25 protein-coding genes and 1 pseudogene are annotated in these 22,449 nt (G+C 53.5%); 13 read left to right on the forward strand and 13 right to left on the reverse strand.

The window, feature by feature from the left end:
- Window positions 1-261: 261 nt before the first annotated feature.
- The 8 genes from V7Q49_RS05685 to V7Q49_RS05720 all read right to left on the reverse strand — a co-directional run bounded on the left by V7Q49_RS05685 (window position 262) and on the right by V7Q49_RS05720 (window position 4,918).
- Window positions 262-612: a hypothetical protein gene (locus V7Q49_RS05685; protein ID WP_333849772.1), complete on the reverse strand. Its 351-nt coding sequence runs from the start codon at window positions 610-612 to the stop codon at window positions 262-264.
- 18 nt (window positions 613-630) lie between these two features.
- Window positions 631-1,455 carry a hypothetical protein gene (locus V7Q49_RS05690; RefSeq protein ID WP_333849773.1) on the reverse strand — a complete coding sequence of 275 codons (825 nt, stop codon included), beginning with the start codon at window positions 1,453-1,455 and terminating at the stop codon, window positions 631-633.
- Complete coding sequence (locus V7Q49_RS05695; protein WP_333849774.1) at window positions 1,452-2,045, reverse strand: hypothetical protein; 594 nt, start codon at window positions 2,043-2,045, stop codon at window positions 1,452-1,454. Before V7Q49_RS05695 ends, V7Q49_RS05690 begins: the two co-directional genes overlap by 4 nt.
- Entirely contained in the window at window positions 2,042-2,353 is a 312-nt protein-coding gene (locus V7Q49_RS05700) for a hypothetical protein (protein ID WP_333849775.1), read from the reverse strand. The genes V7Q49_RS05695 and V7Q49_RS05700 overlap by 4 nt, the downstream gene beginning before the upstream one ends.
- A complete protein-coding gene (locus V7Q49_RS05705) occupies window positions 2,343-3,119 on the reverse strand; it encodes an ATP-binding protein (RefSeq protein ID WP_333849776.1) in 777 nt (258 codons plus the stop codon). Before V7Q49_RS05705 ends, V7Q49_RS05700 begins: the two co-directional genes overlap by 11 nt.
- A 2-nt stretch (window positions 3,120-3,121) precedes the next feature.
- A complete protein-coding gene (locus tag V7Q49_RS05710) occupies window positions 3,122-4,039 on the reverse strand; it encodes a replication protein (RefSeq protein ID WP_333850498.1) in 918 nt (305 codons plus the stop codon).
- Between the two features lie 82 nt (window positions 4,040-4,121).
- Window positions 4,122-4,688: a hypothetical protein gene (locus V7Q49_RS05715; protein WP_333849777.1), complete on the reverse strand. Its 567-nt coding sequence runs from the start codon at window positions 4,686-4,688 to the stop codon at window positions 4,122-4,124.
- 11 nt (window positions 4,689-4,699) lie between these two features.
- On the reverse strand, window positions 4,700-4,918 hold the full coding sequence (locus V7Q49_RS05720) for a transcriptional regulator (protein WP_285127761.1): 219 nt from the start codon (window positions 4,916-4,918) through the stop codon (window positions 4,700-4,702).
- Between the two features lie 102 nt (window positions 4,919-5,020).
- Here V7Q49_RS05720 and V7Q49_RS05725 point away from each other — a divergent pair, with 102 nt between their 5' ends.
- Together V7Q49_RS05725 and V7Q49_RS05730 are read left to right on the forward strand one after the other, a co-directional pair.
- Window positions 5,021-5,413, forward strand: a complete 393-nt coding sequence (locus tag V7Q49_RS05725) for a helix-turn-helix domain-containing protein (RefSeq protein ID WP_333849778.1) — start codon at window positions 5,021-5,023, stop codon at window positions 5,411-5,413.
- A gap of 191 nt (window positions 5,414-5,604) precedes the next feature.
- On the forward strand, window positions 5,605-7,212 hold the full coding sequence (locus V7Q49_RS05730) for an SIR2 family protein (RefSeq protein WP_333849779.1): 1,608 nt from the start codon (window positions 5,605-5,607) through the stop codon (window positions 7,210-7,212).
- A 656-nt stretch (window positions 7,213-7,868) separates the two neighbouring features.
- On the opposite strand, the gene V7Q49_RS05735 is transcribed toward V7Q49_RS05730, so the two are convergent.
- Window positions 7,869-8,105, reverse strand: a complete 237-nt coding sequence (locus tag V7Q49_RS05735) for a hypothetical protein (protein WP_333849780.1) — start codon at window positions 8,103-8,105, stop codon at window positions 7,869-7,871.
- On the opposite strand from V7Q49_RS05735, the pseudogene V7Q49_RS05740 reads away from it, so the two are divergent.
- The 8 genes and pseudogenes from V7Q49_RS05740 to V7Q49_RS05775 all read left to right on the forward strand — a co-directional run.
- Window positions 8,025-8,240, forward strand: a pseudogene (locus V7Q49_RS05740) (cell division inhibitor protein); the annotation flags it as partial. The gene V7Q49_RS05735 and the pseudogene V7Q49_RS05740 sit on opposite strands and share 81 nt — an antisense overlap.
- 11 nt (window positions 8,241-8,251) lie before the next feature.
- Window positions 8,252-8,413: a YdaE family protein gene (locus tag V7Q49_RS05745; RefSeq protein WP_280713171.1), complete on the forward strand. Its 162-nt coding sequence runs from the start codon at window positions 8,252-8,254 to the stop codon at window positions 8,411-8,413.
- A gap of 139 nt (window positions 8,414-8,552) precedes the next feature.
- On the forward strand, window positions 8,553-11,537 hold the full coding sequence (locus V7Q49_RS05750; RefSeq protein ID WP_333849781.1) for a RecE family exodeoxyribonuclease: 2,985 nt from the start codon (window positions 8,553-8,555) through the stop codon (window positions 11,535-11,537).
- A 14-nt stretch (window positions 11,538-11,551) separates the two neighbouring features.
- Complete coding sequence (locus V7Q49_RS05755) at window positions 11,552-12,595, forward strand: RecT family recombinase (protein ID WP_333849782.1); 1,044 nt, start codon at window positions 11,552-11,554, stop codon at window positions 12,593-12,595.
- 34 nt (window positions 12,596-12,629) lie between these two features.
- Window positions 12,630-13,463, forward strand: a complete 834-nt coding sequence (locus V7Q49_RS05760; RefSeq protein ID WP_333849783.1) for a DNA adenine methylase — start codon at window positions 12,630-12,632, stop codon at window positions 13,461-13,463.
- Window positions 13,460-13,699, forward strand: a complete 240-nt coding sequence (locus V7Q49_RS05765) for a DUF4060 family protein (protein WP_333849784.1) — start codon at window positions 13,460-13,462, stop codon at window positions 13,697-13,699. Before V7Q49_RS05760 ends, V7Q49_RS05765 begins: the two co-directional genes overlap by 4 nt.
- A gap of 99 nt (window positions 13,700-13,798) precedes the next feature.
- Window positions 13,799-14,050, forward strand: a complete 252-nt coding sequence (xisR, locus tag V7Q49_RS05770) for an excisionase family protein (RefSeq protein WP_032617963.1) — start codon at window positions 13,799-13,801, stop codon at window positions 14,048-14,050.
- Window positions 14,051-14,082: 32 nt separating this feature from the next.
- Window positions 14,083-15,366 carry a tyrosine-type recombinase/integrase gene (locus V7Q49_RS05775; RefSeq protein WP_333849785.1) on the forward strand — a complete coding sequence of 428 codons (1,284 nt, stop codon included), beginning with the start codon at window positions 14,083-14,085 and terminating at the stop codon, window positions 15,364-15,366.
- 184 nt (window positions 15,367-15,550) lie between these two features.
- Here V7Q49_RS05775 and V7Q49_RS05780 read toward each other — a convergent pair whose 3' ends face one another.
- The 3 genes from V7Q49_RS05780 to V7Q49_RS05790 all read right to left on the reverse strand — a co-directional run bounded on the left by V7Q49_RS05780 (window position 15,551) and on the right by V7Q49_RS05790 (window position 18,227).
- Window positions 15,551-16,564 carry a Zn-dependent oxidoreductase gene (locus V7Q49_RS05780; protein WP_333849786.1) on the reverse strand — a complete coding sequence of 338 codons (1,014 nt, stop codon included), beginning with the start codon at window positions 16,562-16,564 and terminating at the stop codon, window positions 15,551-15,553.
- A gap of 11 nt (window positions 16,565-16,575) precedes the next feature.
- Window positions 16,576-17,790: a D-mannonate dehydratase ManD gene (manD, locus tag V7Q49_RS05785; protein ID WP_333849787.1), complete on the reverse strand. Its 1,215-nt coding sequence runs from the start codon at window positions 17,788-17,790 to the stop codon at window positions 16,576-16,578.
- Between the two features lie 110 nt (window positions 17,791-17,900).
- Window positions 17,901-18,227, reverse strand: a complete 327-nt coding sequence (locus V7Q49_RS05790; protein WP_285127771.1) for a YnfA family protein — start codon at window positions 18,225-18,227, stop codon at window positions 17,901-17,903.
- Between the two features lie 148 nt (window positions 18,228-18,375).
- Here V7Q49_RS05790 and V7Q49_RS05795 point away from each other — a divergent pair, with 148 nt between their 5' ends.
- Window positions 18,376-18,705 (forward strand): DUF1283 family protein, encoded by a 330-nt coding sequence (locus V7Q49_RS05795; protein WP_333849788.1) that lies wholly within the window; start codon window positions 18,376-18,378, stop codon window positions 18,703-18,705.
- Window positions 18,706-18,737: 32 nt separating this feature from the next.
- On the opposite strand, the gene V7Q49_RS05800 is transcribed toward V7Q49_RS05795, so the two are convergent.
- Window positions 18,738-19,448, reverse strand: a complete 711-nt coding sequence (locus V7Q49_RS05800) for a YnfC family lipoprotein (RefSeq protein ID WP_333849789.1) — start codon at window positions 19,446-19,448, stop codon at window positions 18,738-18,740.
- A gap of 99 nt (window positions 19,449-19,547) precedes the next feature.
- Between V7Q49_RS05800 and V7Q49_RS05805 the strand changes: the two genes are divergently transcribed.
- Window positions 19,548-19,853 (forward strand): DUF1161 domain-containing protein, encoded by a 306-nt coding sequence (locus V7Q49_RS05805; protein ID WP_142489351.1) that lies wholly within the window; start codon window positions 19,548-19,550, stop codon window positions 19,851-19,853.
- 150 nt (window positions 19,854-20,003) lie between these two features.
- Window positions 20,004-22,442: a selenate/tellurate reductase subunit YnfE gene (gene ynfE / locus V7Q49_RS05810; protein WP_333849790.1), complete on the forward strand. Its 2,439-nt coding sequence runs from the start codon at window positions 20,004-20,006 to the stop codon at window positions 22,440-22,442.
- Window positions 22,443-22,449: the final 7 nt, after the last annotated feature.

Consider the following 22,449-nt stretch of genomic DNA (forward strand, 5'->3'; position numbering starts at 1 on the left):
GGGATAAATATCTGATTAGAAACCCCTCAATCCTGTCAAACCAGGAGCAGGCCTGCGCCTGAGGGTATATTGCGGCGCTGACACTTCATGTCAGGTTGATAATTTGTTGCCGCGCCACGGTTAATATCTGATCGATTTCATAGATCAATCTCGTGATATCGATCGGTATTATCGATCAGGCATCTCGCAGGCCGTTCTGCTGGCTTCCAGTGGGCGAGAAAAAGGCCTCCGGAGAGGCCTGATTGCTGGTAATTTACAGTACTATCGGGATGCAGCACCCGCTGAGCCACCGAACGCGCCAAGTCCTAACAAAAATCCAAAATCATACCAGCCGCCGTTATTTGGTACGGAATACACCGCAATTGAACTATCAAACAGGTGTCCAATAAGTGCGAAAGGAGCAATCCACCCATGCCATAAGCCAGAAAAGAAGCCAGGTGCTGATGGATATACTGCCCAGTCCGATTGACTTGCACATCCGCTGAGCATTAAGACTGCCACAGCTACTGCAACAACCCATGCCACGCCAAATTTTTTCATTTTTAATTTACCTAGGTTTGTAATTTCCACGCCACAAAATGGGTGGCAGATCACATTATCACGATCTGTCACCGCCAAATTTGCGCTAAATCACTCCCGCTTCGGCACAGCTTCGAGCATGGCTTGCCACTGATGGTCTGGGCTAACAAATCGGGAATTGCATTCGTCATTTGCCTTGTGAAAGGCTCTGCGCATCTCGACAGTCGGCTCTGCCGGCACAGCCGCCCACCCATCAGGCACGGCCTGCTGCATGATTTTCTCGTACTCATCCACCTGAGGGTCTACTGGATACGATAAGTCGCGGTGATTACCCTTAAGCATGGTGCTGGGCGATTCTTCATTTTTTGGTGGAGAAGTCAGTGCTGACGCGGCCTTGATGGTGGTTAGCGACTCAAGCATGGCGGAGCGGCAGGCTAACGCTTCAGCCCTGCTGTTAGCCTCCTGTGGCGTAGCTCCATAAACACGCGCCAATACCTCTTCATAATCGTCACCTATGCGAAGCTGCACCCACCAATCACCTAAGCCAGGGTATTCATCCTGGTTCATGGTTGGCAGGCGGCCAACGCGGATTTCACCGATATCCGGCATAGCTGGCTGCGGTAACTGTGGTGCTGCGTAGAGCTTAGTGCCAACTGGAAGGCTAAAATTCATTCTGTCGCTGAATTCTCCAGTTTCGTCATCAACTACGTGGGTCAGATACTCCGTTGGCTCCTGCCACGCCTTCCGCAGCGCCAGAACTTCATCGATAGCCTTCGCTGCGTCAGCCATCATGTAACCGAGGTTGCCGCCGTCAGAACGTTTTGCTGCTGCTGCCAGTTCGTCACGAACGCGGATCAACCGCTCAACGCTGAGCGGGCCGTTGGCCGGGTGATCGCCGCCCAGCCCGGTCGGAGTAAAAACTTGGTTGATGGTCATTGGGCTCCTCCCTGACGAAGTTGGTTGACCTTCGAATCGAACAGAAAATCGAGATGGTCAACAGAATCGGTTTCCAGCATGGACCTCGTGTAATATTTCGCTTCGATCCAGACCCGCGCCCGCACTTCAGCCAGAAATGCGTCGGTTGCCGGAGTTTTGATGCCATCTCGCAGTTTTGTGTATGCGCTCAGCATCGCCAGTTCTGGCACGTCGTCAGCTCCAGACTGATAAGCGTCAAGCGCTTCCATCATCAGCTTACTGAACGGTGCCGGTTCGGCTTTTTTCAGCGCCGCATTCTCAGCAGCCAGCGCCGCGAACTTGGCTTCCAGTTCGGCAAACTTATCAGCCACTGATTTCGGTCCATCTTCACCGCAGACCTTGTACATCGTTTTTTCCCAGACAAGCACATCGGTATGTTCGGCATCCCGCTGCTTCGTCATCTCCCGCAGCGCCGCGGTGGTGCAGTCCAGCCGTTCGGCCAGGCGCGACACAATCTTCGCCATATCGATGATCGGCGTGTCGGTGCTCATCGCCTTCGCAAACTGATGACCAACGGCCACCAGCTCTTTGTTGTTCAGTGAATCATTCATGCCCGTGCACTCCCGATAATTTTGTGGATCTGATAGCCCTGCCAGTTCTGGCGGCATACGTCTGCAATGCTGGAACGCTGGCGCGCCTCTGGCATCGGCTTAATGCGAGTCTCCCCGCCCGGCTCCATGACGTAGACCGGATGGCGGCGCTGGCCGATGTTCTTCACAGCACCAGCAGAAACGAGATGCTCCAGCAGGCGACAGGCCTTTTTGCTGTCGCAGCCCAGCAGCCGGCGAACCTGACGCGGGGTGATCTCCCCGCTGCGCTGGATGGCGCGGATGATTGTCCAGAGGTTGTTACTGGCCATCTGCAGCCCCCTTACCACCCACGGCACGCAGGTGTGACACTTTCCCGCGGTAGCTGGCCCAGTCGAAATTGACCCAAATGCCGCTGTCCATCCGGAGACGGTCCACGACCCGCGCGCCAAGTGTGGCAACCAATTCTTCGTAATTCAGGTTGCTCAGGATGCCAACAGGCTTCATGGCGGAGAGCCGGCGGTCGATGACCTGATTGATGATCACCTTCTCACCGCTGGAACCACGCTGGATCCCGACTTCGTCCAGCACCAGCAGATCGACGTTGCACAGGTCATTCAGCAGGGAGGATTCTGACTGGCCGTCGTCATAGCATTCGCGCACGCGGAGCATCAGGTCAGGGATGGTCACGACCAGAACGGAGTGGCCAGCCGCCAGCAGGTGATTACCGATCGCCGCTGCCAGGTGGTTCTTCCCGGTACCCGGCGCGCCGCTGAAGACGAAGCTTGCGAATCCGCCGCCGCCAAAGTTCTGCGCGTAGCTCTTTGCCATGCTGTACGCCTGGCGCTGCTCCGGGCTCGACACCTGGTAGTTCGCGAACGAGCAACTGCGGTGCAGAGCCTGGATGCCGGCACGACCAAAAATCTTCTCCGAGCGCGCACGCTGATTCTGCTTGTCGATCTCGTCAGAGCGCTTGCGGCCCTCAGCTTCCTGCCATGCCTGCCACTCTTGGACGCTGTTAAATTTCGGCTGTACGCTGGCCGGGATGAACTTCTTCAGGCGCTCAAGTGCGCTGCCAGTTCCGATTAGGCTTTTCATCGCTACCCCCTGAAACCCGTTGGGATTTTCTTGTCTGGCTGGGATATGTGATTAACATCCCGCCCCGCATTGCGGCGGCTCAGGCCGAATTTTGGCTTGAACAGTCCCTGGTACCCGTTGGCGATACTTGCGTTGATTACGGCTACCGGATCGTGACCTTCGTCCAGACACTCTTTCAGCAGGCTGAACGCCTTGGTGACGGTCAACTCGGTTTTAATGGCTTTGCCAGACTGCTGGCGATAGGCAACCCACTCACTCCAGGACGACGCATCCAGCCATTCAGGAACCGGGATACTCAGCGGGTCAAACTTCGCCTTCCCCCTTGGGGGATTAGAGGGGGTTAGATCTGTATTTATATTTGTCTTTGGAAGAATGTCTTTGGTGTTCCCTGTTTTCAGGGATCCCTTTCCCTGTTTTTGGGGATGGTTATCCCCGTTTTCAGGGATGGTTGAAGAGGTAAAATTGCTATCCCTGAATTCAGGGATGGTGATAACCCATGTGACAACTTCAGCAGCAGGGAAAGCCGCTGGACACTTCGTGCAATTTGGCTTGGCGTAAGCCCATTTATCCAGGTTGGTGTTGATCCCAATGTATCTGGTTTGCCCAATCCGGCGCAGGATGATGATGTTCCGGTAAGCCAGATTCAGCACGGCTTCAGAAACATGCTTCACCTTCAGCGTCGTTTTGTCTGCGATGAGGCTGTTGGCGATCCGGTCTGATTTTTTCGACCAGCCATACGTCAGCCGAACGATGGCATTCAGAACACGGAATTCCCGACCCGATAGCTCGACGATACACAGGGCATCCTGAATCTGGTTGGCTAAACGCAAATAGCCGTTCTCCAGTTCAGCCATGCGGCTCTCCTGTTTTCCCTGCTGCGCGGGGAATTTGTATATTTCAGCGGTATTTGACATACTTATCTCCGCAATTGACTGACGTTTGTTGCACTAGAGAGCCCTTTCTGTTCCCGCAGAGGGGCTTTCGCCTTTTGAATACCTGTCATTACAGAACTCCCTGAACTACGGTGATAAAACCTCCCAATACCTGACCCCAGGATTCCTTCGGTATCAGATTCATGATCGACTCGACCGCCTCGCGCCCCTCCTTCACAATGACGTTCACCGGCGCGCCAAGTGCGCTTACCTGATGAAGCTCGCCACACTCCTTGATGGAGCAGGCTAAATTCTCAGCCCCGGTTTTTTCGACCAATCCGAACTCGCGCGCCACCTTCTCGTTGTCACGAGCCATAACGTCCACGATCACCGGGATAAGCGTTTCGAGGTATTTGTCGTACTTCGGCCCGGGCGTGTTAATCATCCGGAAGAAGTTAACTTTGGTGCCGTGAACCGAACCGGCCAGCAGCAGGCCGCGGCCGCCGCGCGCCATCCACTCCTTCGCAACCAGCTGCGAGATGTAGTTTTGCGCATCGCCGGGCGTTGCCCTGTTCCAGGCCTTTACTGCCTCCCGAATGTTCGAGAGTTTGCACGATTTGCGCGGAAGCTCTTGATATTTCGATATCACAAGTCCTGGGGCCGGGCTGCTATCATGATTAAAAATTCGTGTTTGCATTGGCAGTGCTCCTACTTAGGTAAACCATCAGTGGGGTTCGGGTAGAGATCAGGGCGCAGTTCGTGGGGAGTTACGCCAGTGGCGTGGAAAATCGCAAGCACTCGCATCTGAGGTACTTGCCCCCCATTGCGATTCCTCCAATGACTAATATTCATTGCGCTTATAGATAAAAGTTCAGCTAATTTTGTTGCGCTACCTACTGCTGCAATGGCTTTGTCTAATGCGTTCATATAGGACTCCAAGAGTAATGTGACAACAATTAAACATAATGTTTAGTTTTATGTCAACTTTTTGAGTGTTGAGCTAATAAACTTTTGGTTTAGAATCTTGTTATGAAAGAGAAAACTCATCAGACAGATCACCCGCAAGTGCGCAGGCTTAATGAAATCATTGAGCAGAAGGGTATTTCCAAAGCTGACATGGCCCGGATATGCGGCGTTAGCTCCCAGTCTGTAAATAACTGGTTCGTGCGTGGGACAATAGGTAAAAGCTCGGCTATTAAGCTGGCGGACGCGCTAGGGGTGAGTCTTGCTTGGCTTTTAGGGCAAGAAGTAGATGAAAAAGGCGGTCTTAAGGCGGACGAGCAGCGTCTGCTGGAGCTATATCGCCAGCTGCCTGAGGAAGAACAACAGAACATGTTACGAGTCTTCGCCATACGTTTGAAAGAACTGGATGAACTATATGAGAAGTACATGATGGGACGTTTTCGTTCACAAGATGATTGAGCCCCTATTCTCGTGTGTTTTTTGAACGAATTTAAAAACAAAGCCTATAGCTGAGTTTTTGTGCCACATTTTTCAGTTAAAAAATAATTGAAACTAAATACTGAGGGTTTACAGGTCGCAATTAATTGCTGTGGAGCAATTCCAACAATGTGTAAACCCTAGGAAATCGACTCAATTTGAAGGATATTGATATGTCAGAACAAATATTTGACTTCAAAAATTACCCCATAGTCTTCATTGGATCTGGCATTTCAAAAAGGTATCTACAAAGTTATCCCACTTGGGAAGAGTTGTTACATGAATACTGGCAAAAAACAAATCCAGAAATGGATTTTTATAGTTATTTATTAAGCATTAAGGAAAAACACAAAAACTCTGATGATGAAAATTATGATTTAGATCATAAGATTTATACAGAAGCTGCAAGCAAGATTGAAAATGATTTCAATAGAATGTTTACCGAGAATTTAATTAAACTTGAGGGGTTAGATGCTAAAAGAGTTTTTAGTGAAAATATCTCACCATTCAAATACTCTATTTGTCAAAGGTTTTCTAAATCAGCACTTAAAGATGACATTAACACTGAAGAATTAAATTCATTTAAACGCTTTCTAAAAAAAGCAAAAATGATCATCACTACTAATTATGATGCCTTTATCGAAGAACTACTTTTAGAACAAGATATAAACCCTAAATTATATATTGGTAACAATGGATTTTTTGAGGATACAGTTGGATGGAGTGAGTTATACAAAATCCATGGAGACATAAAAGATCCACAGTCAATAATTATTAATACAAATGATTATGAAAAATATGATAGTAAAGCTATTTTAATTAGCGCTAAAATACTATCCAACATGATCAAAAACCCAATTCTCTTTATTGGCTATTCATTAACTGATAGGAATGTAAAAAAATTGCTATCTGATTTTTCCTCTCAGTTACCAAAAGAAGATGGAAGGAAATCAGCAGAACGGATAATTCTCATTCAGCACAAACCAGATGAGCAAGAAGTACTCTCGAAACAGATCACCGATCAACAATTACAAGTCACCTACACATCTGTTGAAACCGACAATTATAAAAAGATTTACGATGAAATAAGCAATATTGACGAGGGTCTATCGCCATACGATGTATTGCGCTATCAAAGAGCAATCAAAACATTAATTGTTAATGAAGGCGAAAAAGGTAATCTAAATACTTTATTAGTATCGCCCTCTGACTTAGACAAATTAGAAGATAGCGTCAAACAAGGTAAAAACCTTGTAGTTGCACTTGGCGACAAAAAGTATGTATTTACTCAAATAAAAGAACTAAATTACGTCGAAGATTATTTATTCGAGAAAAATGAAATTTCTAACAAGCTTGCTATTGAATTTATTATTAGTTCTACAAATACACTAAGGCTACCACTTTCTAAAATAATTGCTTCATGTAATATAAAAGATTTAAACCTAACTGCGAAATCATTATCGAGATTAAACCAAAGAATTGAAAGACATGGTAAACTTGATAATATGATTGCAGCGATAATCTTGGATAAAGTTAACGCCAGAAGAGTATTTAATACAATTAATGACATCAAGGGAGCTGGCTTCAGCAAGCAAAAAGAGTTATTCATTGTAATTAAAAACATTAAGCAACTTGAAAAAGATGATTTAGAAAAATATGTCAAGTACGAGGCGTTCCAGCAATTCAAAGCTTGCGAAAATGATAATCTGAAAACGGATTTCCGAAAATTATTCTTAGCATATGATTTATTAACCCATGGTGACATTCATAAGTTGAGATAAGTTAAAACCCGAAAACAGATCCTGCTTTCGGGTTTTGATGGATCCCGTATGATGGCGGAATATTTCCCTTATGATGGAGGGAAACGTATTTACACTTTAGACCTATTCATTAAACAAATCAATTATTATAAATTACCGCATAAAACAATCACTTAATCAATCGATTCTAATCCCAGAATTAATTTTAGAAACGGAGCGTGAAAAACTTCTATTGACCTGATTTCATAAGAATAATTTTTATTTTAAGCAAATCATAAAAAAAGCATATGTTGAATAGAATCAGAGTCAAAATTCCTTTTGAATCAGCATTTTCTTCTATTCGCTCACATCATGCCTGAGCGGTTCCATCATTACGATCTCCTTGTCATTCCCTGCATGCACCTCATCCTAGGATATGTTCGAGTGATGGGATGCCGGGCTAAAAAATGAACTTTACGAGTTGAGTTCAAGTTGGCCGCCGCCCTTATCATTTCTTCATCACTTTCCATTGAAGCAAATAGAAGTTAACTCTAACGAGGCAGTCTTTCCTTCTGTGCCTACAACCCTCCAGAACTGCCCTTGTAAAAATTCGCAGTCCTTCTCACAAAAAAGAATTACCCAAGCCATTTGCTTACCCATTAATACTCATTTTGTTGACACCACATTAAACATTGTGTTTAATCATCATCACCAAGACGCACTACGAACCACCCAGGCATGGAGCCCACGAAGTAGCCGCCGACGGCATACGAATAGTCGGATGAGGTGGAGTGATTAACGCGCATCAGGTTAAAGAAACGTTCCGCCAGCCTGGCGACAAGGGCAAATGAGAGGGAATCATCATGGTTCATCAGCACTATGGCACCCAGACGGTCAACCGCGGCGCAGTTCTGCCCGGCATGCTCGTAAAGCACAAAGACAGCACCTGGACAGCATCAGCCAATAAGCGCGGAAAGCTCTACCTGCATCGTGGTATTGAGCGCACTTACACCACCGATCTGCTGGTCGAAGTTTTTCTGAATGGCGTGGGGAATGGCCTTAGCCATTAACGGAGGGAGTCATGCAAGAGAAGAAATGCGCGTACTGCCGCAAACCAATCGAGCAAGGTAAGGAAGTTAAAAACGTATTGCTCTTCATCCGCGGCGCCCAGCTGGCGCGGGAAGAACTCGATTATTGCTCCAAGCGTTGCGCTTCGTACGACCAAATGGCCCACGAAGCCTAACGTAAAACCCGCGCAAGGCGGGGTCTACGTCCGGTGCCACCGACCAAAGTTACACCGGAATTTATACCAAAACCAAAAACACACCCAATGGGCGCTATCTCTGGCCCGGGGATCTTACATCCAAAAATGAGGATCTGACATGGAATTTTTCTACGTGGTTAAGGCCACTCAGAAATCCGGTAAGCAAGATGCAGTGATCTGGTTCACTGCGAAAAGCGAAGCCCGCGCCGCCCTGACTCTCGATGTTGAGCTGGAAGAAGCTGGCATCGAAACTGGCCGCGGTAAAGAGTACGCCAAGCCTGTCCGCACTGACTTCCCCGTGTTCAATGACCTGCCGGAAGAAAGCACCATCGATTACACCTGGTGCGAGCGCTACACCCTGGCCGACGACCAACGTACCTGGAACGTGATCCCCGGCGAAGCACAGTCGGCACAATCAGGCGAAGAGGTTGTGGAAGGGGCTGACACCACTGTTGTCGACGGCGTGGATATCGAAACTGGCGAAATCGTTGGTGATGTAAACAGCACCGAAACGGTCTGTGATGCAGTAAGAGAGTTCCGCGAACGTGAACTGCCGGTATTAACGACCGTTGCCACCCTACCTTTCCGTCAGCGTCTTCTGGCGCAGTACATCGCCGACAAGCAGTATTTCTACCACGTCGATGAAGAGCAGAAGAAAGCCATTCTGGAGCTCGAACTGGATGTGGATAACAGCTACGTGCAGAACATGATTCTGGCCGCCGAAAATGTTGATGGCTTCAAGAAAGCACATGAGCCCGACATCTGGAAAGTGGTCAATGCACTGAAAACTATCTTCCCAGTTGATGTAAAACGCACAGAGCTGTCTGTCGTCATCCAGTTCTTCAAAGCGTGGTTCAGCACCGAGCACATTGACCGCGGGATCCTGACGCGCGAATGGGCCGCCGGCAACCGCATCAACAACGTGCAGCGCACTGACGCCGGAACTAATGCCGATGGCGGGTATGTCACTGATCGCGGCGCTGACGCACACCATACCCTGGACACCCTCGATCTGGAGATCGCCTGCGCCCTGCTGCCGATGGACTTTAACCATCGGGAAATCCCGGGCAGCATCGCGCGCCGTGGCAAAGATATCGTCGCGAACAAAGAAGAGCCATGGAAATCATGGAGCAAAATCCTGCGCAACCAGCCTGGCATTCTGGCAGTGAACCGCGCGGCCATCTTCAACCTGGTGCGCATCGCGCCAGAGAAAATCCACCTGAACCCGGTTGCTCATCTGGAGTTCGTTAACCAGACGATGACGGCTGAATTCAATGCTGCAACTGAGTTGCTGCCACTGCCTGCGCCAGCTGCTGAACCTGAGGTGCCATCAACACAGCCGGGCGGCGGCGGAAAAACCGATCGCAACCCTAACTACAAACCCGACTTTGACGGGCTCGATACTGAGATTGCTTTGGCAACGCTGCCAGCGGATTTCAATATTTACGACATCCCAAGTGATGTTTTCCGCCAGGCGAAGGCTATCGTCGCAGCGAAAGACAGGCCGTTTAAAGAATGGTCTGAAGCTTTGCGCGCAACGCCTGGCGTTCTGAACTATTCACGCGCAGCCATCTTCGCGCTTATCCGAAGTGCTCACCCTGAGCACTACAAACAGCCTGGGCGTCTTGCCGGATACATCAACGCGAACCTGACCGAAACCGACCACGAGAATCCTTCAGCGGAAATGCTGGCGGCGGCGCGCCACACCCCTGAAGTGAGCTGGGAAAAAGAAATTAACGAGAAGATTGAAGCGGAAAAAGCAGCGTTATCCAGCCAGCCACAGGTCGCGAACCTCGGCGGCGGCGTGTTCTCCATCGAAGGCCTGATGAACGAAAAACAACCAGAAAATGATGACCGTTCACCGGTTAATGAGGAGACCACCAGCGATGTGCAGATGGAAACGACTGACCCGGCGGAAGGAGAAGGTGTTAACGCGGTTCCACCTGGCGAAAGCACTGATGCAGCTGATCCGCAAACAGATTTCCTGAACCCGGCTGAGGTGCTGGCCGCCGCGGCGCCAGAGCTGGCGAACGCCACACAACCTGAAGCCGAGCCAGCAGCGCTGGGAGGTGAGCTGATGCCGCAGGAATCAATTCCAGGTGTGGAGTTCCCTGCATACTTCGAACCTGGCCGCTATGAAGGCCTGCCGAATAACGTGTATCACGCAGCGAACGGGATCAGCAGCACCCAGGTGAAAGATGCCCGCGTCAGCCTGATGTTCTATCACGGCCGCCATGTAACCAAGACTATCCTCCGCGAAAGCAGCGAGGCGCTGACGTTCGGCAGCCTGGCCCACACGCTGGCCCTTGAGCCGGAGAAGCTGCACGAAGAGTTCGCTGTGTTCCCGGGCGTGCCGGAGGGAGCATTCACCACCACCGACTCCATGAAGGCGTTCATCCGCGAATTTAATGCGGATAAGCCAAAAGCCGAGCAGCTGAAACTCACCGGCAAGAAAGAAGAACTGCAGGCGGCGATCCGCGCGGTGAATCCTGATGCCATTTTCGCTGATGAGCACGAGCAGCAATGGCGCGATAGCGTGGCCGGGAAAACCATCCTGTCGAATGAGCAGCTGGCGCTGGCCACGGCAATTCAGCAGGCTCTGCTTAACCATGAATCAGCCGGGAAACTGCTGCGCCACCCTTCCCGTTCAGTCGAAACCAGTTACTTCGGTATGGACGACGAAACCGGTCTTGAAGTCCGTGTACGCCCGGACCTTGAGGTTGAAATCAACGGCGTTCGTATCGGCGTTGACCTTAAGACGATCAGCATGGGTCGCGTTAAGCAGGACGGCCTGCGCGCCAAGCTGCACCGGGAAATCATCGACCGCGATTACCACCTCAGCGCGGGTATGTACTGCAGCGTCGCTGACTTTGATCAGTTCTTCTGGATTTTCGTCAACAAAGACGAGGGTTACCACTGGGTAGCGGTCATTGAGGCTTCGGAGGATCTACTGGCGCTGGGCACGCAGGAGTATCAGAAAACCATGCGCGCCCTAGCTCAGGCTTACGACACCAACTGCTGGCCAGCGCCGATCACCGAAGACTACACCGACGAACTGAACGACTTGGACCTGCGCCGCCTTGAAGCGCTGCGCCTGGCTTAATGGAGAGAATGACCATGCAAAACACCAACATTATCGCTGCTGAGCAGACTCCGAACACCATCTCAGCCAGCAACGCAGTATTCAACGTGCAGGCGCTCGGCCAGCTGACCGCCTTTGCTGAGCTGATGGCGCAGTCTGCTGTGACCGTACCGAAGCATCTGGCGGGGAAACCTGCCGACTGTATGGCGATCGTCATGCAGGCCATGCAGTGGGGCATGAACCCTTACGCCGTGGCGCAGAAAACGCACCTGGTCAACGGCGTGCTGGGTTACGAAGCGCAGCTGGTTAACGCGGTTATCTCCAGCTCAAGCGCCATCGTGGGCCGCTTCCATTACGAATACGGCGGCGACTGGGAAAAGATCGCCGGCAAGAAAGACGGCCGCGATGAGCTGGGCCTGTTTGTCCGGGTTGGCGCTGTCCTGCGCGGCGAAACCGATATCACCTGGGGCGAGAATATCTACCTGGCTGATATTACCACCCGGAACTCGCCGCTGTGGAAAACAGCACCCAAGCAGCAGATCGCCTACCTCGCTGTGAAGTACTGGGCGCGCCTGTACTGCCCCGAGGTCATCCTTGGTGTCTACAGCCCGGATGAAGTCGAGCCACGTACCGAGAAAGAGATCAACCCGGCACCGGCCCAGCGCGTGAGCCTGGCTGATATCAAAGGTGACAGCGTAACAACGACTCACAGCGCGCAGGAATCGGCGGCCAACATCGATGCCTTGGCCGATGATTTCCGGGATCGCATTGATGCTGCTGAAACGCTGGAAACCGCCACCACCGTCGGCAATGAAATCAACGAGGCAAAGGCTGCTCTCGGGACCACCCTGTTCACCGAACTGAAGAACAAGGCTACGCGCCGCTACCACCTGGTGAAGCACCGTAATGCGGTCGAGGCGGTGATCAACTCCCTGCCACAACCAGGCGAACCGGGCGCTGCTGAGCAATTCGCAGAAGCCGAGCGCGTGCTGGCGGCGGCCAAACGTCATATGGGCGACGAGCTGCACGATAAGTTCAGCATCACCCTGGCGGATATGAAACCGGAATACGTGGCCTAAGGGAGGCGGGAGGGTTCGCCCTCCCGGTAACGACATGTTAAGAGAAGAATCTGTTAAGCACCCGGCGATCCGTTACCACGGCGGGAAATTCCGCCTCGCATCATGGATTATCCCTCAGATGCCTGAGCACGTCTGCTATGTGGAACCGTTCGGCGGCGCAGCTGGCGTACTGCTGCAAAAGCCCCGCAGCTACGCGGAAGTTTATAACGACCTGGATGGCGAGGTGGTGAACCTGTTCCGCGTGCTGCGCGACGCTGAGATGAACCAGCGCCTGCAGAATGCATGCATGCTCACGCCGTATTCACGTGATGAATTTTGCGCAGCGCGCGAAGCCACCGACGAACCGATTGAGCGAGCAAGACGCATGGTTGTTCGCGCCAGCATGGGCTTTGGTTCAGCAGCAGGAATCGGCGGTAATTCCGGTTTCCGTAGCGACAGCAAAAGGAAATATGCGACGGCTGCGCATTTGTGGGAGCGTTATCCGGAAAATCTGGCAGCAGTATGCCAGCGCCTCCAGGGGGTCATTATCGAAAACAAAGATGCCCTGGCAGTAATGCGATCCCATGACGCTGAAACCACCCTGCACTACATCGACCCACCTTATGTACCGGAAACCCGCGTGCAGGGTAACCGTTATTACAGCCACGAAATGACTGTAGAAGGGCATGAGCAATTGCTCGCAGTAGCCAGAACGATGACCGGAATGGTGATGATCAGCGGCTACGACTCGGAGGTGTACAACGACATGCTGGTCGGGTGGAAGAAAACGGAAAAATCGTCACGCATTAGTGCCGGTAGGGGTACGAAGGTCCGCACTGAATGCATGTGGCTTAACCCAGCATCACAGCAGGCGGAGCGTGCAGCATGAAACTGATTAACCGCAGCACGCAGTCACCGCTGGCGCGTCAGGCCTGCGACATCGCCCTGGCGGCCCATCAGGAACGCTACGGCAACTACGGGCGCAGCAAGATGCGAGAGACGTACACGGTGCGGGTGGAGGGAGTGAAGGTCTGGGTGGAGGTAGTGAACCGCAAGGCGAGCTACGTAGCCACGGCGATGACCGGCATGCGCCGCCTGCGATCCTTACCCGGGCAGGTCGCCTGATATTGAAATATCACCGAGAAAACTAAAACAGTTGATGGCTGTGCCGGGTGCGGAGAAATCGCCAGTTCGCCCCGGCGTTCAGTTTAAGTGGAGAAAGGTATGAGTGAAGTAATCATGATGGTATCGCCCGGGAAATGGGTGTCTGAGGAGCAGTTGATAGCCCTGAAGGGCATTAAAAAGGGGACGTTGAAGAAGGCACGGGAGAAGACTTTTCTGGAGGGGAAGGAATACAAACACGTCTCTTTTGACTGTAGTCCGTGGGATAACAGCCCGTGCTTTTACAACCTGGATGAGATCGACCGCTGGATTGAGCGTCAGGCCTCAGCGAAACCGCGGCGACAATCTGCTTAAATACTCTGACCATCAACCAACGAGGAATCGTTATGAAATACCCAACAGGAGTGGAAAACCACGGCGGCACGCTCAGGCTGTGGTTCATCTACAAAGGGGTCAGAGTGCGTGAAAGCCTGGGGGTGGCTGACACCCCCAAAAACAGAAAAGTGGCCGGCGAGTTGCGGACGTCGATCTGCTACGCCATCAAAACCGGAACCTTCAATTATGCCCAGCAGTTCCCCTCCTCCCAGAACCTGGCGCGGTTCGGGGAGGCAAGGCAAGAGGTAACGATCGGGGAGCTGTCCGCGAGATGGCTTGCACTTAAGGAAATGGAGGTGGCTGAATCCTCGCTCAACACTTACGGTCGAGTCATCGCAAATGTCATGGCTATTATTGGGCCTGACACCCTCCTCACCTCAATCACCAAAGAGAGCATGCTGGAAGTCCGAAAGGAATTGCTGACCGGTTTCCAGGTCATGAAGCAGGGACATAAAACACCGAAGCGGGGTCGATCCGCAGTTACTGTGAACAACTACATGACTGTGTTGTTCGGTATCTTCCAGTTTGCGGTTGAAAATGGCTACATTTCGAAGTCACCGATGAGCGGTGTGGCCCCTCTGCGAGAGTCCCGCCCGGATCCTGACCCAATCACCCGAGAGGAGTTCCCTCGCCTGATTGACGCCTGCCACCATCAGCAAAGCAAGAACCTGTGGGCTATCGCCGTTTACACCGGATTGCGGCCGGGTGAACTGTGCGGACTTGCTTGGGAGGATGTGGACTTAAAGGCGGGAACAATCACCGTCAGAAGAAGCCTGACGCAGAAAGGGATCTTCACACTTCCGAAAACCAATGCCGGCACCAACCGGGTTGTGCACCTGATCGAGCCTGCACTCGAGGCATTCAAAAGCCAGTATGAAATGACCCGCCTCTCTCAGGAGCATAACGTACCCGTTAAGCTGAGGGAGTACGGAAAGAAAGAGTTCAATAAGTGCACGTTTGTCTTCCTGCCGTCACTGACAGCCAGGGCCGGGAATTACGGCAAGCACTTCTCCATCAACTCCATAGGGAACTCGTGGGATGCCGCGATGAAAAGAGCCGGCCTTCGCCACCGGAAATCGTATCAGTCGAGGCACACTTATGCATGCTGGTCGCTTTCTGCAGGAGCAAACCCGAACTTCATCGCTAACCAGATGGGGCATGCCGATGCACAGATGGTATTTCAGGTTTACGGGAAGTGGATGGAGGAAAACAACCTGGACCAGATCGCCATGTTGAGTTCAAAATTAAGCGACTTTGCCCCAACCATGCCCCACAGCGACAGGACTGCTGCATAATATCTTTAAATATCCTCGACATACCCCTCTTAGCGCTGAAAATCCATAAACTCCAACGCGGTGCCCAGCCACCCGGATACGGCGGCTTTGACCAGGTCAGATGTCGTTCTTTCATGTTGTACTTGAGTCATATTGGCTATCTCAACAGGGTAAGATGCGTACCGCTAAACCGCATTCATTGTTATTAGAACGTCAGCAACACCTTGCAGCACTGACGCTGGTCTTTCTCAAACAGTTCAATGGCCTCTTTAACGTGTTGATACTCAAAGGCGTGAGTAATCAGCTTGTCGGGATCGATCAGCCCTTTTTCCAGCCAGTCGATCACCACCGGGAACTTGTTGGCGTTCAGACGGGACGAGAAAATCGACAGCTCTTTGCCGGTGATCCCCTGCTGCACGATCTGGCTCGGCTCGCTGGAGAAGCCCATCAGCACGATGCGCGCGGCCGGCGAGGCCAGGGTAATGGCTTCCTGCAGAATGGACGGATGGCAGGCAGCATCAATAATCAGCGTTGGCCTGATGCCCTTCTCTTCCAGCAGCGCAGGCAGAGACTGATTGCCATTGTTGATGACCCAATCCGCCCAGCAGCGCTGGGCCATTGCCAGGCGCTCGTCGATGCGATCGACCACAATCACCTGCTTCACCTTGTAGACGCCTTTCAGCGCCTGGACGGTGACCAGCCCCATCGGACCGGCACCGTAGATCAGCGCGACGTCCTGCTCCGTCGGGCTGGCGTGGCCGGTGACATTAGCCGCGATGGTGAACGGCTCCACCATCACCGCATGCTTATCGCTGATGCTATCCGGGATAACCCAGGCGTTTTTGGCCGGCACCACGGCGTACTCACTGAAACCGCCGTCGCGATGGACGCCCAGCACCACCAGCGAGGTGCAGACGTTCGGTTTGCCGATCGAGCACGGGTAGCAGTGGCCGCAGCTGATCACCGGATCCACCGAGACGCGCTGCCCCAGGCGGGCGCTATCGACGCCGTCGCCGACGGCATCAATCACGCCGAAGAACTCATGGCCGATGACGCGCGGATATTTGGCGAACGGGTTATGGCCGCGATAGATATGGCTGTCGGAACCGCAGATCCCGGCCAGTTTCACCTTAACGCGTACCTCGCCCGCTGCGGGGGTCGGTAACGGACGCTCTTCGATGACCAGCGCGTTGGGTTGTTGAATGACGATACTTTTCATCTTCTGCTCCTTTACCAGTTCCACAGCGTGCCGTCTTCCAGACGGGCAACGGGCAGATAGGCGGGATCGTAGGGATATTTGGCGGCCAGTTTTTCATCAAACTCGATGCCCAGGCCCGGCTTCTCGCCCGGATGCATATAGCCGTCTTCGAAGGTCCAGTTGGTGTTGAAGACCTCCAGCATCTGCTCGGAATAGCCCATGTACTCCTGCACGCCAAAGTTCGGAACCCACAGGTCAAAGTGCAGCGCCGCCGCGTGGCAAATAGGCGAGAGATCCGACGGGCCGTGGGAGCCGGTACGCACCTGATACAGCGAGGCGAAATCGGCAATCCGGCGCATCCCGGTGATGCCACCCGCGTGGGTGATGGTGGTGCGGATATAGTCGATCAGCTGCTCTTCGATCAGCTGTTTGCAATCCCAGATGCTGTTGAACACTTCACCCACCGCAATCGGCGTAACGGTATGCTGGCGGATCAGGCGGAAGCACTCCTGGTTCTCGGCCGGAGTGGGGTCCTCCATCCAGAACATGCGGTACTGCTCGATGCTCTTGCCGAAGCGCGCGGCTTCGATCGGCGTCAGGCGGTGGTGCATGTCATGCAGCAGGTGTTCATTAAAGCCATATTTGCTGCGCACGGCGTCAAACAATTTTGGCGTAAAATCGAGGTACTTTTCGGTTGACCACAGCTGTTCGTCCGGCCAGTTGCCTTTGGTGGCAGGCTCATACGCCAGCCCTTTGCCTTTAGACATGCCGTAGGTGGTTTTCATTCCCGGCACGCCGCACTGCACACGGATAGCCTTGAAACCCATCTCTTTATGGCGGGCATAATCCTCCAGCACATCGTCAATGGTGTGGCCGGTGGTGTGGCAGTAAACCATCACCCCTTCGCGGGAAGCGCCGCCGAGCAGCTGGTACAGCGGCATGTTGGCGGCTTTGGCTTTGATGTCCCACAGCGCCATGTCGATGGCCGAGATGGCCGACATGGTGACCGGGCCGCGACGCCAGTAAGCGCCTTTATAAAAGAACTGCCAGATATCTTCGATACGGTGGGCATCACGGCCAATTAGCTGCGGGCAGAGATGGTCTTTCAGGTACGAGGCCACGGACAGTTCGCGGCCGTTTAAGGTGGCATCACCCAGGCCGACAATCCCTTCGTCGGTGGTGATTTTCAGCGTGACAAAGTTGCGCCCTGGACAGGTGACAAAAACTTCAGCCCCTACAATCTTCATTTTTCGGTTCCTTACATCTCTTGTTGTGATGCAGGAAATTTACGCAACAACCCTACTACCATACAAGTATGAAGATCGAAAAATCCCCGCTCGATCACAGAATGGGGCGCTTAAGCGCGCCCCCAGCCTGCCACAATAATCAGCATACCGCACAGCGCGACCAGTGCTCCGGCCCAGTCATATGGGCTTAACTTCACGCCGTCAACCACCCGTAACCACAGCAGCGCGGTACAGACGTACACCCCGCCGTAGGCGGCGTAGACCCGCCCGCTGGCCGCAGGATGTAGCGTCAATAGCCAGACAAAAAGCGCAAGGGCAATACCCGCCGGAATCAACAGCAGCACCGACGCCCCTTTCTTCAGCCATAGCCAGGGCAGGAAGCAGCCGATGATTTCGCACAGCGCGGTGGCAAAAAAGAGCAGAGTTGTTTTAAACATATTTAACGTTGTCAGAGAAGTGATGCGGTATCATACCCGAATGTGAAAGGATCCTTTCCACATGCCTGATGTGGGTTTGCCCTTGAAATGGACTGTTATAGAATCTGCGGTGGGGATTCGCATTTCCACCAACCATAAGGAAATCGCTATGCATAAATTGAGCACACGCCTCTGTCTGGTTGCCCTGCTGGCCTCGGTCTTCGCCGCGCCGGTTTCTGCCAATACCAGCAAACTGATTATTGAATCCGGCGACAGCGCCCAGAGCCGTCAAAATGCCGCCATGGATAAAGAGCAATGGAACGACACCCGCAACCTGCGCCACAAGGTGAATACCCGCGCGGAGAAAGAGTGGGATAAAGAGGATGTGGCCTTTGATGCGCGGGATAAGTGCCAGCAGAGCGCCAACGTCAACGCCTACTGGGAGCCGAACACCTTGCGCTGCCTGGATCGCCGCACCGGCCGCACAGTCGCTCCCTGATCCCTGCTCGAAGGCCCCGCCCAACGCGGGGCTTAGTAATATTCGATACTGTTTTTGATCGTGTACTTACGCGCCACCGCAGGCTTCACGCTCGCGTCCACAATCTCCAGCTCGCACTCCTCCGGGTTGTTATGGCGGTCGTACTGACAGGTCTGCTTCACATTCCCCAGCGGTTTATCATTCAGCAGGCTGACGGCGGTATAGTCCATCCTCTTACGCTTGTCCGAGGATGGCGTCGCCGTAATTGACAGGTGCTGATCCCCGGCAACGGTGGTTTTGCCCAGCGGATAGCCGTCGGTATCGTAGCGATACTTCACTTCCATATCTTTTCCGTGGGCGCTGACGATAAATCCGTTGTCATCGGTATCCCATGAAATGCCCGATGCAGGCATCTCTGCCAGCTGGCATTTGCCCTGCAGGCGCAGCTTTTTCTGCTGGGTCTGGGCATCGAGATAGTAGTTGGCATCCAGCACCAGGGCGATGCCGGAGTTCGACTCCAGATCCTGCATTTCCAGGCTGTCAAAGCAGCCTTCTGCCGACAGCGTCCCGCTGACACGCTTCGCCACTTCCCCTTTTTCATTGAAAAGCGTCTGGCTAAAGTCCTTCACCGGCCCGCGAAGCGGATCAAAATCAAACTCATTAGAGAAGCTGGCCATCTCTGGCGTAAACGACAGCGGAGCGCTGGTGTTGTCACACCCCACCAACAGACCCGCCAGGAGAAGCACAAGCGCGTGTTTATTCACATGACCTACCGATAGATGAAGAAAATTCTCAGTCATATTAGCAAATACAACCGTTTACATTAGCTATTATTATAGTCACACAGTCGTAAGGAGGCAGATATGAAACGGTTACCCTGGATTACTGCACTATTACTGGCGGGCGTTGCCCCGGCCGCGCTGGCGGCACCCGATAACTGCGAGCGGATCAAAAGCGATATCCAGCAGCGCATCATTAACAACGGCGTACCGGAAAGCGGCTTTATGCTGAACATTGTGCCGAACGATCAGGCCGATAAGCCCGACGCTGAAGTGGTCGGACATTGCGCCAATGACACCCTGAAAATCCTCTATACCCGCACCAGCAGCGGAAACTACCCGGTAAGCGGCGGCGGCACCCAGGCCCCGGCACCGCGCGAGCCGCAGTAAACACTCTCCCCCGTTCAGGCGGGGGAATCCCCTTTGTTTTGATATGCATTAATATTATCTCCCCCTTAATGGGTAACACTCCCACTCCGTTAGCCTGATCCTAATCACGGCTAAAAACGTTCCTGGATAAAGAACATAATGGAGTGAGCCATGTCAGATAATGCGCAAAGCGGCGGGATCAGCCGCCGCACCCTCGTCAAATCTACCGCCATCGGGTCCCTTGCGCTGGCCGCCGGTGGTCTGTCATTACCCTTCGGTTTGCGCCCTGCTGCTGCCGCGCTGAAAGAAGCGCACCAGCCCGGGCCGGATAAAGTGGTGTGGGGTGCCTGCTCGGTCAACTGCGGCAGCCGCTGCGCGCTGCGGCTGCACGTGCGGGACGACGAGGTCTACTGGGTCGAAACGGACAATACCGGCGACGATGTCTACGGCAACCACCAGGTGCGCGCCTGTCTGCGCGGGCGCTCGATCCGACGAAGAATCAACCATCCCGACCGGCTGAATTATCCAATGAAGCGCGTCGGCAAACGCGGCGAAGGCAAGTTCGAACGCATCAGCTGGGATGAGGCGCTGGATCTGCTTACCAACAGCCTGCGCGACGTAGTGACTAAATACGGCAACGAAGCGGTCTACATTAATTACAGTTCCGGAATTGTTGGCGGCAACATTACTCGCTCCTCGCCCTACGCCTCTCTGGTGGCGCGTCTGATGAACTGTTACGGCGGATTTCTCAGCCATTACGGCACTTACAGCACGGCGCAAATCGCCTGCGCCATGCCCTATACCTACGGCAGTAACGACGGCAACAGCACCTCCGATATCGAAAACAGCAAGCTGGTGGTGATGTTCGGCAATAACCCGGCGGAGACGCGCATGAGCGGCGGCGGGATTACATATTATCTGGAACAGGCGCGCGAACGCTCGAATGCGCGCATGATCGTGATCGATCCTCGCTATACCGACACCGCCGCCGGGCGTGAAGATGAGTGGATCCCTATCCGGCCGGGCACCGATGCGGCGCTGGTGGCCGGTATCGCCTGGGTCCTGATTAACGAAAACCTCGTCGACCAGCCGTTCCTCGACAAATACTGTGTTGGCTATGACGAAACCACCCTGCCGGAAGGGGCCCCGGCTAACGGCCATTACAAGGCGTATATTCTGGGCCACGGCGAGGATGCCATCGCCAAAACCCCGGACTGGGCCGCGGCTGTCACCGGGATCCCCGCCGACCGCATCATCAAGCTGGCGAGGGAGATCGGTACCGCAAAACCCGCCTACATCTGTCAGGGCTGGGGCCCGCAGCGCCAGGCCAACGGCGAGCTCACCTCCCGCGCCATCGCCATGCTGCCGATCCTCACCGGCAACGTCGGTATTCATGGCGGCAACAGCGGCGCGCGCGAATCAACCTATACCATCACCATCGAGCGGATGCCGCTGCCGGATAACCCGGTCAAAACCCAGATCTCCTGCTTCAGCTGGACCGACGCTATCGCCCGCGGGCCGGAGATGACCGCCACCCGCGACGGGGTGCGCGGCAAAGATAAGCTCGACGTGCCGATCAAGTTCATCTGGAACTACGCTGGCAACACCATCATCAACCAGCATTCGGACATCAACAAAACCCACGACATTTTGCAGGACGAGCGCAAGTGCGAAATGATTGTGGTGATCGACAATTTCATGACCTCGTCGGCGAAATACGCCGACCTGCTCCTGCCCGATCTGATGACCGTTGAACAGGAGGACATCATTCCCAACGATTATGCCGGGAATATGGGCTACCTGATCTTCCTCCAGCCGGTAACCGCACCGAAGTTCGAACGTAAACCCATCTACTGGATCATGAGCGAAGTGGCGAAACGCCTCGGGCCGGATATCCATCAACGCTTTACCGAAGGCCGCACCCAGGCGGAGTGGTTGCAGTATCTGTACGCCAAAATGGTGGCGAAAGATCCGCAGCTCCCCTCTTACGAGGCGCTCAAAGCGATGGGCATCTATAAGAGAAAAGATCCCAACGGTCACTTCGTGGCCTATAAGCAATTCCGCGACGATCCCGAGGCCCATCCGCTGAAAACGCCGTCGGGCAAAATCGAAATCTACTCCAGTCGGCTGGCAGAGATCGCCGACAAGTGGGAGCTTCAGGATGACGAAACCATCAGCCCGCTGCCGGTGTATGCCTCTACCTTCGAAGGTTGGGACTCTGACGATCGCGGCCAGTTTCCGCTCCAGCTGTTCGGTTTTCACTACAAAGCCCGCACCCACTCCAGCTACGGCAACGTGGACGTGCTGCAGGCTGCCTGCCGCCAGGAAGTGTGGCTTAACCCGATGGATGCCCAGGCGCGTGGCATCAAAAACGGCGACATGGTGCGGGTCTTCAACACCCGCGGCGAAGTGCGCATTGCCGCCAAAGTCACCCCGCGGATCATGCCGGGCGTCAGCGCCATGGGCCAGGGGGCGTGGCATCAGGCGGATATGCAGGGCGACCGCGTTGACCACGGCGCCTGCATGAACACCCTGACCACCCACCGTCCGTCGCCGCTGGCGAAGGGCAACCCACAGCACACCAACCTGGTGCAAATCGAGAAGGCGTAAGGAGTAG

Source organism: Leclercia sp. (genome assembly GCF_036780805.1).
Lineage (GTDB): Bacteria > Pseudomonadota > Gammaproteobacteria > Enterobacterales > Enterobacteriaceae > Enterobacter.